This is a genomic window from Pseudonocardia acidicola (assembly GCF_012911935.1).
In the GTDB taxonomy this organism is placed as follows: domain Bacteria; phylum Actinomycetota; class Actinomycetes; order Mycobacteriales; family Pseudonocardiaceae; genus Pseudonocardia; species Pseudonocardia acidicola.
The window spans coordinates 1-12220 of the sequence record NZ_JAAXLA010000126.1; the positions used below are offsets into that span (position 1 = coordinate 1).

Consider the following 12220-nt stretch of genomic DNA (forward strand, 5'->3'; position numbering starts at 1 on the left):
CTCCTCGGCCTTGAACGGCAGGCCGGAAACCTTGGTGTAGGACTTGACGTCGACCAGGTAGCGGGCGCGCAGCAGCAGCGCCAGCTGGCCCAGGTTCATCTCCGGCACCAGCACCGTGCGGTACCGGCCCAGGACCTCGGCGAGGTTGGCGGGCAGCGGGTGCAGGTGGCGCAGGTGCGCGGTGGCGACCTTGTGGCCCAGGCCGCGGATCCGCCGCGCCCCGGCGCCGATCGGGCCGTAGGTCGAGCCCCACCCGATGACGAGCAGCTCGGCGTCCCCGCTCGGGTCGTCCACCGCGACATCCGGCACGGTGATGCCGTCGATCTTCGCGGCGCGCAGCCGGACCATCCGGTCGTGGTTGTCCGGGTCGTAGGAGATCGACCCGCGCCCGTCGGCCTTCTCCAGCCCGCCGATGCGATGCTCCAGACCGGGGGTGCCGGGCACCGCCCACGGCCGGGCCAGGGTGTCGGCGTCACGCAGGTACGGCCAGAACTCCCCCGACCCGTCCGGCGCGTTCGGCTCGGTCGCGAACCCGGGATCCACCGACTCCAGGGCCTCGGCGTTCGGGACCTTCCACGGCTCCGACCCATTGGCCAGCGACCCGTCGGACAGCAGCAGCACCGGGGTGCGGTAGCGCACCGCGATCGCGGCGGCCTCCAGGGCGGCGTCGAAGCAGTCCCCCGGCGAGCGCGGCGCGATGATCGGCACCGGGGCTTCGCCGTTGCGCCCGAACATCGCCTGCAGCAGGTCGGCCTGCTCGGTCTTGGTGGGCAGCCCGGTGGACGGGCCACCGCGCTGCACGTCGATGACCAGCAGCGGCAGCTCCAGGGCGACCGCGAGCCCGATCGTCTCGGACTTCAGCGCGATCCCCGGCCCGGAGGTGGTGGTCACCCCCAGCGCGCCCCCGAAGCTCGCCCCGAGCGCCGCGCCCACCCCGGCGATCTCGTCCTCGGCCTGGAACGTGGTGACGCCGAACCCCTTGTGCTTGGACAACTCGTGCAGGATGTCGCTGGCCGGGGTGATCGGGTAGGAGCCCAGGAACACCGGCAGCCCGGTGGTCTGCCCGGCGGCCACGATGCCGTAGGCCAGCGCGGTGTTGCCGGTGATCTGGCGGTAGGTGCCCACCTCCAGCTTCGCCGGCGCCACCTCGTAGGTGACCGCGAACGCCTCGGTGGTCTCCCCGTAGGCGTGCCCGGCGCGAAACGCCAGGATGTTCGCCTCCGCCAGTTCCGGGCGCCGCGCGAACTTCTCCCGCAGGAACCGCTCGGTGCCCTCGTGCGGGCGGTGATACATCCACGACAGCAGGCCCAGGGCGAACATGTTCTTCGCCCGCTCCGCGTCCTTCTTGCTCAGCCCGGTGGACTCCAGCGCCCCCCGGGTCAGGGTGGCCATCGCCACCGGGAACACCGAGAACTGCGCCAGCGAGTCGTCCTCCAGCGGGTTGGACTCGTACCCGACCTTGGTCAGGTTCCGCCGGGTGAACTCGTCGGTGTTCACGATCAACACCCCACCCGCGGGCAGGTCGGCGATGTTCGCCTTCAACGCCGCCGGGTTCATCGCCACCAGCACGTCCGGCCGGTCCCCGGGGGTGAGGATGTCGTAGTTCGCGAAATGCAACTGGAACGACGACACCCCCGGCAACGTCCCGGCAGGCGCCCGGATCTCCGCCGGGAAATTCGGCAACGTCGACAGATCGTTACCGAACGCCGCGGTCTCCGAGGTGAACCGGTCCCCGGTCAACTGCATACCGTCACCCGAGTCACCCGCGAACCGAATCACCACCCGATCGCGAACAACGACCTCGCGCCCGTCGCCGGACGGGGCGGAGGAATGATCGACGGCGGTGTCGCTAGACGTCATATCGAGGTCAGTCCTCGGAGCTCGGGTGCAGGGTAGGGGCCAACCTCTGGAGGTTAACCGGCCGCGTCTCCCAGTGTCCCCTTACCCCGCGCCAGGTCACAGGAACCTGTTCGCGCCAGTGGAACGAACCTCAGCGCTTGCTGATCTTCGCCTGCAGCGCGGCCACCCGTTCCTGGAACTCTGCGGAGTGCACGGACGCCGCCTGGGCCCGTACCTCGATCTCGGTGGCGTCGGCATGCGCGGTCATCCCGGCGGTCACCCGCATCGTCGCCTTGGTGGTCACCTCGAGGTCGCGGGGTGCGGCAGCGGCCCGGGCGGCCATCTCGCACGCGCCGGCGACGACGTCGTCGTAGCGACGCCACACCAGGCCTACCCGTTCGGCCTCCTCGGCGTCGAGCACGTCGCCGAACAGGGTCAGTGCGGCCGCGCCCTGCGGGCCCACCGCCCGGTCGACCATCCACGTGTAGCCACCGCCGGGGTGCAGCCCGAGCGGCATGAAGCGGGCGTCGAACTTCGCCTTCGGGCCGGCCAGCCGCACGTCGCAGGCCAGCGCCAGGTTCAGCCCGGCCCCCACCGCGGCGCCGTTCACGGCGGCGATCGTCGGCAACGGGCAGTTCGCGACCTCGAGAAAACCCGCGTAGACGGTGCGCAGCGTGGCCGGGTCCGCGCTCTGCAGCTCGGCCAGGTCGCCGCCCGCGCAGAAGGCCGGGGGCTCGCCGGTGATGACGACGGCGCCGACACCCTCGTCGGCGACCGCGGCGTGCAGGGCCTCGACGAGCTTGCCCGACAGCTCGAGGTTCATGGCGTTGCGGCGTTCCGGGTTCGACACGGTGAGCAGCGCGACGCGGTCTTTGATGTCTGTGCGGACTTCGGTGGCCATGCGGGTCATCCTGCCCTCTCGATTACCGTCCCTCGTGTGTCAGGTTCGACCTCACAGGCCACCACGGACGCCGACCGGCCGGTTCCGCACCCGGACGCCCCGGCGCCGGGCACCGTGCTCGGGCAGCACTACGCCTACTGCTTCGCCTGCGGAGACGGTCCCGGCGGCCTGCACATGCGGTTCACCGCCGGCGAGGACCTCACCCTGACCGGCACCTTCACGGTGACCCCCGATCACCAGGGCGCCCCGGGGCTGGCCCACGGCGGCCTGCTGACGGCGGCGTTCGACGAGGCGCTCGGCGCCTTGCAGGTGTTCTTCCGGGAGCCGGCGGTCACCGCGCAGCTGCAGACCCGGTTCCGCCGCCCGGTGCCGGTCGGCACGACGCTGTACCTGCAGGCCCGGGTGGACCGCCGAGAAGGCCGGAAACTGTGGCTCAGCGCTACCGGTCACCTCGACGCGCCGGACGGCCCGGTCGCCGCCGAGGCCCAGGCGCTGTTCCTGGTGGTGCCGGCCGAGCATTTCGTCAAGCACGGGCGGGCCGAGGAGGTGGCGGCCGTGCAGATGAACCCGGAGCTGCACCGGAACAACTACCTCGAGGTGAATCCCTGACCGGTGGCTACAGCAGCACCATCGCCGCCGGCCCCAGCCGGTCGAACGTCTCCGTGCTGACGTCCGGGTAGTCCGGACCGGCCGTGCCCCGGCGGGCGAAGGTGATCCGCAGTGCGTCGCCGGTCCGGTCGGTGCGGTTGCGCGTCCCGGAGTGCCACAGGTGCCCGTCGAGCACGAGCGCCGACCCGGCCGCCAGCGGCACGAGGCGCTCCCCGGGGTGCGGCACATCGACCGCCGAGGACGGCGCCGCGTAGTGCCAGCGGTGCGAGCCGGGCAGCACCCGGGTGGCGCCGCCGTTCTCGGTGACGTCGACGAGCGCGACGATCACGACGGCCATCCGCGGCCCGTCCTCCGGTGCCGGCCCGGCGAAGTCGGCGTGCAGTGACTGCGCGCCGAACCCGGGCTGCGGCGCGCGGTAGTGCACCCGGCGCAGCTGCAGCTCCGGGCCGAGGACCGCGGCCACGGCGGCGAGCAGCCGCGGCGCCGTCCAGGTGGCGTCGACCGCGGGCCCGGCGTCGAGCAGGTCGGCGTGCAGCGTCCTGCCGGGGCGCCACAACGGGCCGTCGCGTTCCCGGATCAGGTGTTCGTCGACGCACGCGTGCAGGTCGCGCAGTACGGCGGCGTCCAGCAGCCCGTCCAGCACCACGTACCCGTCGGCGGCCAGCGCGGCGCGCGCGGGCGCCTCCAGCACCCCGTCGTGCACCCCGAGTTCGGCGAGCGTCGTCGCCCCGTCCACGGCCTTCTCACTCCTCAGTTCGGGCGTTCCGCTCCAGGGTGCATCGAGACGCCGCGTCGCCGCCACGCGCGACGGACCGCGGCACACCCGAGGAACATCGCCCGGCTGCGGCTCGTTGTCCGGTCGGGGACGCCACGAGGTCCCCGGAAGGACGGATGTCGGTGCACAGCCACATGAACGGCGTGAAGACGGCGCTGCTGCTCGGTGGGATGAGCGCGCTCGTGCTTCTCGTCGGGTCGCTGTTCGGCCGCGGCGGGCTGATCATCGCGGTGCTCGTCGCGCTGGGCATGAACGGCTACGCCTACTTCAACTCCGCGAAGCTCGCGCTGCGCGCGATGCACGCGCGGCCCATCACGGAGGCCGAGCACCCGGCGATGTACCGCATCGTCCGCGAGCTCAGCCAGGCCGCCCGCCAGCCCATGCCGCAGCTCTACATCAGCCCGACCAACGCCCCGAACGCGTTCGCCACCGGCCGCAGCCCGCGGCACGCCGCGGTGTGTGCCACCACCGGCCTGCTCGAGATCCTCGATGAGCGCGAGCTGCGCGCGGTGCTGGGCCACGAGCTCAGCCACGTCTACAACCGCGACATCCTGATCTCGTGCGTTGCCGGCGCGATGGCCAGCATGATCGGCTTCCTGGCCAACATGGCGATGTTCGCGGGCCTGTTCGGGGGTGGTGACGAGGACCGCCCCAACCCGATCGCGATGATCCTCATCGCGCTGCTCGGCCCGATCACGGCCGGCGTCGTGCAGATGGCGGTCAGCCGGTCCCGGGAGTACCAGGCCGACGCGTCCGGTGCGCAGCTGACCCGCGACCCGCTGGCGCTCGCCACGGCCCTGCGCAAGCTGCAGCGCGGCACCCAGCTCGCGCCGCTGCCGCCCGACCCGCAACTCACGTCGCAGTCGCATCTCATGATCGCCAACCCGTTCCGGCCCGGCGACCAGCTGGCGAAATGGTTCTCCACCCACCCGCCGATGGAGGACCGGATCCGCCGGCTCGAGGAGATGGCCTACCGCCGCTGACGCATCGGGCCGACCGACTCGGCGGGACCGGCGATCCGGGCCACACTGAGTCCGTGACCATCGCGGAGCGGGCCCGCGGGCTCCGGCTCGACCGCTGGGACGCCGCCATCGCCGGGTATGCGCTGCTGGCCGCGCCCGCCCGTCCGCTGACCGCCCCTGCCGCCGTCGCCGTGCTCGCCCCGGGCGTGCTGCTGCTGGTGCTGCGGGCCCGCCACCCGGTCGCGCCGCTGCCGAGCACCGCCCGGCCGGTGGCCGCGGCGGTGTTGTGGCTCGGCCTCGGCGTGCTGTTCGGCCTGTGGGAGCTCGCTGCCGCGCTCTGGGGCGACGACGCCGCGCACCCGACGTTCAGCCTGATGCTCGACCCGGTGCTGGCCACCTACCCGGGCCGGGTGCTGGGTTACCTCGGCTGGCTCGCGCTCGGCCGCTGGCTGGTGACCCGATGACGCCCTACACCGTGATCGTCGCCGGGTTCGCCGTGCTGTCCGCCGTGCTGTTCGCCGTCGACCTGGCTGCGCGCCGGTGGCCCGGCCCCCGGCTGCGCCCGCTTGGCGAGGCGCTGCACGCCGCCCTCGCGCACCCGCCGGTCCGCTGGCTGGCCATGGTCGCGTGGCTGTGGACGGGTTTCCACTTCCTCGCGCGCTGACCGCCGAGCCGCTCAGCCCGAGGCCGGCCCCCGCAGCTCGCGGCGCAGGATCTTCCCGCTCACCGTCTTCGGCAGCTCGTCGAGGATCTCCACCTGCCGCGGGTACTTGTAGGCAGCCATCCGCTCCTTGCAGTGCGCGATCAGGTCGGCGGGCTCCGCGGTGCGGCCCGGCTTGAGGCTGACGAACGCCTTCACCGTCTCGCCGCGGTAGGAGTCGGGCACCCCGACCACCGCGGCCTCGCGCACCGCGTCGTGCTCGTAGAGCACGTCCTCGACCTCCCGCGGCCAGATCTTGTAGCCGCCCGCGTTGATCTGGTCCTTCTTGCGGTCGACGATGTAGAACCAGCCCGCGGGGTCCATGAACCCGACGTCGCCGGTGTGCAGCACCCCGTCGGGCAGCGCGTGCGCGGTCTGCTCCGGATTGTTCCAGTACCCGGGGACGACCTGCGGCCCGCTCGTCACGATCTCGCCGATCTCGCCCGCGGACAGATCCTCGCCGTCGTCGCCGACGATGCGCACCATCGTGTTGAACACCGGCACCCCGATCGACAGCGCGCCGGAGTTCGGATCCACCGGTGCCCGGCCGGCCGGCGGGCCGACATGCGACGGCGATGTCGTCTCGGTGAGCCCGTAGGCGTTGTGGATGTAGGGGCCGAACTGCTTCTCGAACGCCTCCACGATCGCCGGCGCCACCGGGGCGCCGCCGCTGTAGACCTTGGTGAGACTCGACAGGTCGCGCTGGCCGGCGGTCTCGTGGTTCATCCACGCGACGAACACCGGGATCGCACCGACGACGAACGTCGCCCGCCAGCGCTCGATCAGGTCGAGCGTCGTGCCCGCGTCGAAGCGGAAACCGAGGACGAGCGGGGCCGGGATCAGTGTGGCGACGGCGAGGTGCCCGATCAGGCCGGTGATGTGGAACAGCGGGGCGACGCCGAGGATGACGTCGTCGCGGCCGAGGTGGATCCAGTCCCGGTAGGTCCGGGCGTTGAACACCACGTTGCGATGGGTGTTCATCGCGCCCTTGGGCGGGCCCGTGGTGCCGGAGGTGTAGGTCAGGAACGCCACGTCGTCCAGGCCGGGCTCGGGCACGTCCGGTGCTGCCGCGCCGCGGTGGGCCTCGATCAACTCCAGCAGATCGACGGCATCGGCGGCCTTCGTCCGGGCGGTGCCGGCGAGCAGCTTCGGCACGTCCTCGCCCAGGTAGTCCAGCTCCGACGTCGTGATGATCGTCCGCACGGCCGTTCCCGGCTGCACCGCGGTGGCCACCGGGTGCAGCGACTCCAGCGCGACCAGGGTGGTCGCGCCGGAGTCGGCCAGGATCACCTGCAGCTCCCGCTCCCGCAGCATCGGGTTGATCGGGACGACGATGCCGCCGGCCTTCCACACCGCGAGCATCGTGATCATCCACTGCGGCACGTTCTGCAGGAACACCGCGACCCGGTCGCCCGGCGCCACGCCCAGCTGCGCGAGCCCGGCGGCCAGCGCGTCGCTGTCCGCGTCGACCTCGGCGACGGTCCGGGTGGCGTCGAAGTAGTGCAGCAGCGGCCGGTCCGGCGCGCTGCGCGCGGCGGCGCGGAACATCGCCAGCGCGCTCGGGTGCTCGATCTCGATCTCAGCCGGGGTGCCCTGGTCGTAGACGCCGAGCCACGGGCGCTGGTCGTAGATGCTCATGGCCGTCAGTAGACCCCGCGCGTGTGAGGGCTGTCACTGCTCCGGGTGGGCAGCCCTCACACCGTGCGCTCAGCCCTTCACGTAGGCGAGCTTCTCCGCGACCCGGCCGTCCCGGACCGTGAACACGTCGACGCCGCGGACGTGCCCGGCCCCCCAGTCGTAGCGCCACCGCGCCACCACCCGGTCGCCCGCCGCGATCACCTCCTCGGAGGTGAACACCCCGTCCGGCGACGCGGCGAAGAACTCCTCCCAGGCCGCGCGCACCGCAGCCTGCCCGGTGTGCCTGCGGCCGTCGGGCGGGCTGGTGTCCTCGAACACGCAGTCGGGTGTCATCGCGGCCATCACGGCGTCGACGTCGCGGGCGTCGAACGCCGCGTTGAAACGGGCGACCGCGGCGAGCGCAGCCGCCCCCTCCACGGCTGTGTTCGAACCGGAGTTCGGCACTGCCTGCGCGCTCACGGCTGCCGCCCGAACATCGCCAGCAGCCGGTCCTGCGGGGCGGCCCCCTCCGGCACGGTCCGGCGCGGACCGATCACGCCCATCTGCCGGTACAGATCCTCCATCGGCCCGAACCAGGGCAGCAGCGCGTCGACGGCGTCGGGGTCCAGGCGCTCGTCCGCCCCGACCGCCCGCGCCAGGTCCCAGGCGTGGATCAGGTGGTCGGCGGCGAGTTGGGTGGCGTACTCCCGGCCCGGGTGGTCGCCGAAGGACAGGTGCACGGTGCGGCTCAGCGCGCCGGGCGCCTGGATCGCCTCCAGTGCTTCCTTCGCGGCCTGCTCCCAGGTGGCGACCGGGTCGTGGCCCAGCAGGTCGCCGTCGAAGCGGTCGCCGACCTCCTCGATCCGCGCCCCGGCGAACAGCGGTGGGGTCCACCGCTCCTCGTTGACCAGGTGGTTGACCAGCGTGTGCACGTCCCAGTCCGCGCACGGGGTCGGGGCGTCCCACCGGCCCTCGACCGCGTGCACCCGCTTGCCGAACTCGGCGCTGGCCCGCCGGTACAGCTCGACGATGTCGTTCTCGTCCACGGTCACCCTCATTTCGCGTAGTCGGAGGCGCCCCACCAGTCGACGACGACGACCGGCTCGTCCCCGACCACCCACGCGTCGTGCCCGGACGGCAACGCGGTGACCTGGCCGGCGACGGCGTCGAACGTACGCCCGTCGGCGGTCTGGATCCGTAACGTCCCACTGACGTGGTACTGGAAATGCGGGGCCTCGCACAGTTCGGTACCGGCCAGCGGTTTGACGTCGTTCGACCAGCGCCACCCCGGCTGCAGGGTCAGCCGGCCGATCTCGGCGCCGCCGATGTGCAGCAGGTCGAGCCGGCCGTTCGGGAACTCGCGGGTCTCGCCGGGGTGGGCGAAGTCCTGCTGCTCGTAGCCGGGTTGCACGGTGTTCATGGCGGTCTCCTCCCCAGTGCTCGTCCTCGGATGCCGGGAACGCTAGGAACCCGGCCTTGCAGCCGGTTGGCATCTGGATGGCGGGGACCCGGCGGGGGAAGATGGCGCGGTGGCGGCGGTCCCGCCCGACGGCACGTACCTCCGGTTACTCGGGCGGTTCCAGGTCCGCCGGGGCGGCGAGGAGATCCCACCGGCCGCGTTCGGCGGCCGGAAGGTCCGCACGCTGCTGCGGGTGCTCGCCGTGCGCCGGCCCGACCTCGTTCCGCACGAGACGCTGGCCGAGGCGATCTGGCCGGACCGGTTGCCGGCCGACCCCGCCGGCAATCTGGGCGTGCTGGTGAACCGGGCCCGCCGGACCCTCGGCGACGCCGGCCTGGTCGTCACGGGGCCCGGCGGCTACGCACTGGGCGCGTGCGGGGTGGACGTCGAGGAGTTCCACGCCGCGGTGGCGGCCGGCCGGACGGCGGGCGACCCGGCCCAGGCGCTGCGCGCGTTCACCGCGGCGCTGGGGCTGTGGGGCGAGCCGCTGGCCGAGGACGTCTATGCCGAGTGGGCCCGCGAGCCGCGGGACCGGTTGCTGCGCGCGCGGGTGGACGCCCTGGAGGGTGCCGCCCGGGCCGCGCTGGAGGTGGGGGATGCGGGCGCGGCGGCCGAGTTCGGCGCCGACGCGGTCGCCGCGGAGCCGCTGCGGGAGTCGTCGACGCTGGTGCTGGCCCGGGCGCTGGCCGCGGCCGGGGACCGGGCGGCGGCGCTGGTCCGGCTCGGCGAGCTGCGCCACCGGCTGGCCGACGAGCTCGGCGTCGACCCGTCGGCCGAGGTCACCCAGCTGCAGCTACGGCTGCTGCGCGGCCGGCCGAGCCCGCGGCGCGACCCGGTCCCGCGGGTGGTCGCGTTCGGCGGCCCGGCGTTCGGGGGGCTGAGCTTCGTCGGGCGGGACGCCGAGCTGGCCCGGTTGCGGGCGGCGGTGGCCGCGCGCGGGGTGGTCACGCTGGCCGGGGTGGCCGGGGTCGGGAAGTCCCGGCTGCTCGCCGAACTCGCCCGCGGCGTGTCGCTGCCCGTGGTCGCGGCGCGGGCGTTCCTCCCCGAGCGGGCCGAGGCGTGGGGGTTGGCCCGGACGCTGCTCCGGGAGGCGCTGGCCATCGACGCCGGGGTCGCCGTTGCGCTGCCGGCGCGGGTCCGCGACGCACTGAGCGGGCTGCTGCCCGAGCTCACCGAGACCGGCAGCGCGGGCGCGCTCGACGGGGAGAGCCGCCGCGCGCTGCTGCTGGCCGGCGGGCTGCGGGTGCTGGAGGCGGCGGCCGGCGACAACCCCGGGGGCGCCCTGCTGATCGCGGACGACCTGCAGTGGGCCGATCCCAGCAGCCTGGCACTGCTCGGGTCGGCGCTGGCCCGGCTGCCCGACCTGGCCGCGGTGCTCGCCTACCGGCCCGACGAGCTCGGCGCCGGGGCGCTGGCCGAGCTGCGCGCGGTCCGTCCGCTCGCCGAGATCACCCTCGGGCCGCTGCCCACCGAGGCCGTCGCCGACCACGCGCTGGCCGCGGCGCTGCTGGACGCGACCGACCGCACGCCGTTCGCGGTGGCCGAGGTGCTGCGCGAACTGGTCGAGCGGGCCGCGGTCGTGGCCGCCCCGGGCGGCTGGCGCCCGCGCATCCCGGACGCCGTCGCGCTCGCCCGGGAGCTGGGCCGCACCGGGCAGCTCCGTGCGGTCCGCCGCCGCGTCGAGCGGCACTCCGGGGTGCGCGCGGAGGTGCTGGGCCTCGTCGCCCTGCTGGCCCGGGAGACCCCGGCGCGAACGGTGGCCGCGGCCGCCGCGCTCGACCCGCGGGAGGTGCTCGACGCGCTGTCGGCGCTGGCCGGCGCGGGGCTGCTGCGGCTGGGCGAGACCGGCTGGGGGACCGCGCACGATCTGGTCGGGGAGACCGTCACCGCGGGGCTGAGCCCCGGAGAGCGGGGTCGGCTGCACGGGTTGCTGGCCCGTGCGCTGGAGGCCGAGGACGCGGATCCGTCGGAGATCGCGCGGCACCACCGCGACGCCGGGGACGCTGCCGCGGCGGGCGCGGCCTACGCCCGCGCCGCCGGCCACGCGCTGGACGGGCACGCCACCCGGGAGGCGGCGGCGCTGGCCGAGGCCGGGCTCGGGCTCGAGCCCCGGGGCACCGTGCGCGCCGACCTGCTGGACGTTCGCGCCGAGGCCCGCGCCGCGCACGGCGACCTCAGCGGCGCCGTGGCCGACCTGCAGGAGGCGCTCGCCGAACCGGGTCCGGCCCGGTCCCGGCGGTGGTCCCGGCTGGCCATGTTGTCCTCGGGCGCCCGCGACCTGCAGCGTGCCGCCGACCTGGTCGAGCTCGCGCTCGTCGAGGCGGGCTCGGACCCGGGCGCCCGCGCGCTCGCCCTGGAGACCGCGGCGATCCTGGACATGAATCTGGAGCGCCCGGCCCGGGCCACCGAGCGGGCCGAGGCCGCGCTCGCGCTCTACCAGGGCCTGGGCGACGCCCAGGGCGTCGCACGCATCCTCGACGGCCGGGCGATGGCGACGTTCCTCGACGGCCGGATCGCCGAGGGGGTCGAGCTATTCGGCCGGGTGGCGGAGCTGTTCACCGGGTCGGGCGAGCTGCTGCGGGTGGTCACCCCGCGCTCCACGCGCGGGCACGGACTGGTCTTCCTCGACCACCCCGGCGAGGGCCTGGCCGAGACGACGGCGGCGCTGCGGCTGGCCCGTGACCTCGACTCCCCGGAGGGGGTGGCGTATTCGCTGTGGCACCGGTCGGAGGCGTTGTCCGGACTCGCCCGGGGCGCCGAGGCCGAGGCCGACGCGCGGGAGGCGCTGCGGATCGCCCGCGGTGTCGGGCATCGCGGCTGGACGGCGACGGGCTGGCGGGCGCTCGGCATCGCGCTGCAGGCACAGGGGCGGCTCGCGGAGGCGGGGGAGGCGTTCGCCGAATCCGGGCGGATGGCCGGCGACCGGCTGAGCCTGTTCGCGTCGTGGGCGGCGGCCCGGGCGGCGCTCGTCGCGGTGGCGCTGGACCGGCTGGACGAGGCCGCGGTGCTGGTCGAGCGCGCGCTGGCGCAGGGCCCGCCGCTGGGGCACTACGAGGGCCGGTTGGCGCAGGTCGAACTGGCGCTCGCCCGCGGCGACCCGCACGCCACACCGCTGGCCGCCCACGCCCTGGCGGCGGCCCGCGCAGGCGGCCACCTGGTCTCCGTCCCCCGCCTCTGCGTTGTCCAAGGAGAGTGGAGGGTCAGGACGGGGCGTCGGCGCCGTGGGCGCGGGCGACTGCCATGACGTATTCGCCGTAGCCGGAGTTGGCCTGGGCGGCACCGAGGGCGTGGGCGGAGTCGGGGGTGATCCAGCCGCGGTCCATCGCGATCTCCTCCAGGCAGGCGATCCGCACCCCCT

General features: G+C 74.3%; 12 protein-coding genes and 1 pseudogene. 5 read left to right on the forward strand and 8 right to left on the reverse strand.

Annotated features, from left to right (window positions below):
- Nucleotides 1-1860, reverse strand: a 1860-nt coding sequence (locus tag HF526_RS33370) for a 2-oxoacid:acceptor oxidoreductase subunit alpha (protein WP_169385650.1), incomplete at its 3' end; no start/stop codon positions are given.
- Nucleotides 1861-1990: 130 nt separating this feature from the next.
- Nucleotides 1991-2740: an enoyl-CoA hydratase gene (locus tag HF526_RS33375; RefSeq protein WP_169385651.1), complete on the reverse strand. Its 750-nt coding sequence runs from the start codon at nt 2738-2740 to the stop codon at nt 1991-1993.
- A 36-nt stretch (nt 2741-2776) separates the two neighbouring features.
- On the opposite strand from HF526_RS33375, the gene HF526_RS33380 reads away from it, so the two are divergent.
- The gene (locus tag HF526_RS33380; protein WP_169385652.1) at nt 2777-3349 is read left to right on the forward strand and encodes a hotdog domain-containing protein; all 573 of its coding nucleotides are present in this window, start codon (nt 2777-2779) and stop codon (nt 3347-3349) included.
- Between the two features lie 7 nt (nt 3350-3356).
- Here HF526_RS33380 and HF526_RS33385 read toward each other — a convergent pair whose 3' ends face one another.
- Nucleotides 3357-4085 (reverse strand): phytanoyl-CoA dioxygenase family protein, encoded by a 729-nt coding sequence (locus tag HF526_RS33385; protein WP_169385653.1) that lies wholly within the window; start codon nt 4083-4085, stop codon nt 3357-3359.
- 161 nt (nt 4086-4246) lie between these two features.
- On the opposite strand from HF526_RS33385, the gene htpX reads away from it, so the two are divergent.
- From htpX to HF526_RS33400, 3 genes are read left to right on the forward strand one after another with little or no spacing between them, the layout of a single operon-like run.
- On the forward strand, nt 4247-5107 hold the full coding sequence (htpX, locus tag HF526_RS33390; RefSeq protein WP_169385660.1) for a zinc metalloprotease HtpX: 861 nt from the start codon (nt 4247-4249) through the stop codon (nt 5105-5107).
- Nucleotides 5108-5160: 53 nt separating this feature from the next.
- The gene (locus HF526_RS33395; RefSeq protein ID WP_169385654.1) at nt 5161-5550 is read left to right on the forward strand and encodes a hypothetical protein; all 390 of its coding nucleotides are present in this window, start codon (nt 5161-5163) and stop codon (nt 5548-5550) included.
- Nucleotides 5547-5750: a DUF6186 family protein gene (locus HF526_RS33400; RefSeq protein WP_169385655.1), complete on the forward strand. Its 204-nt coding sequence runs from the start codon at nt 5547-5549 to the stop codon at nt 5748-5750. Before HF526_RS33395 ends, HF526_RS33400 begins: the two co-directional genes overlap by 4 nt.
- Before the next feature lie 12 nt (nt 5751-5762).
- Here the strand turns inward: HF526_RS33400 and HF526_RS33405 are convergent, their stop codons facing one another.
- From HF526_RS33405 to HF526_RS33420, 4 genes are all read right to left on the reverse strand, one after another.
- Nucleotides 5763-7424 carry a class I adenylate-forming enzyme family protein gene (locus HF526_RS33405; RefSeq protein ID WP_169385656.1) on the reverse strand — a complete coding sequence of 554 codons (1662 nt, stop codon included), beginning with the start codon at nt 7422-7424 and terminating at the stop codon, nt 5763-5765.
- A 69-nt stretch (nt 7425-7493) separates the two neighbouring features.
- Nucleotides 7494-7883, reverse strand: coding sequence for a nuclear transport factor 2 family protein (locus tag HF526_RS33410; protein ID WP_211178179.1), 390 nt, complete (start codon nt 7881-7883; stop codon nt 7494-7496).
- Nucleotides 7880-8449, reverse strand: coding sequence for a TIGR03086 family metal-binding protein (locus tag HF526_RS33415; RefSeq protein ID WP_338051931.1), 570 nt, complete (start codon nt 8447-8449; stop codon nt 7880-7882). The genes HF526_RS33410 and HF526_RS33415 overlap by 4 nt, the downstream gene beginning before the upstream one ends.
- Before the next feature lie 8 nt (nt 8450-8457).
- Entirely contained in the window at nt 8458-8823 is a 366-nt protein-coding gene (locus HF526_RS33420) for a cupin domain-containing protein (RefSeq protein WP_169385658.1), read from the reverse strand.
- A 109-nt stretch (nt 8824-8932) separates the two neighbouring features.
- On the opposite strand from HF526_RS33420, the gene HF526_RS33425 reads away from it, so the two are divergent.
- Nucleotides 8933-12106, forward strand: coding sequence for a BTAD domain-containing putative transcriptional regulator (locus HF526_RS33425; RefSeq protein ID WP_169385659.1), 3174 nt, complete (start codon nt 8933-8935; stop codon nt 12104-12106).
- On the opposite strand, the pseudogene HF526_RS36015 reads toward HF526_RS33425, so the two are convergent.
- Nucleotides 12063-12220 (reverse strand): annotated as a pseudogene (locus HF526_RS36015) (glucose-1-phosphate thymidylyltransferase); the annotation flags it as partial. The gene HF526_RS33425 and the pseudogene HF526_RS36015 sit on opposite strands and share 44 nt — an antisense overlap.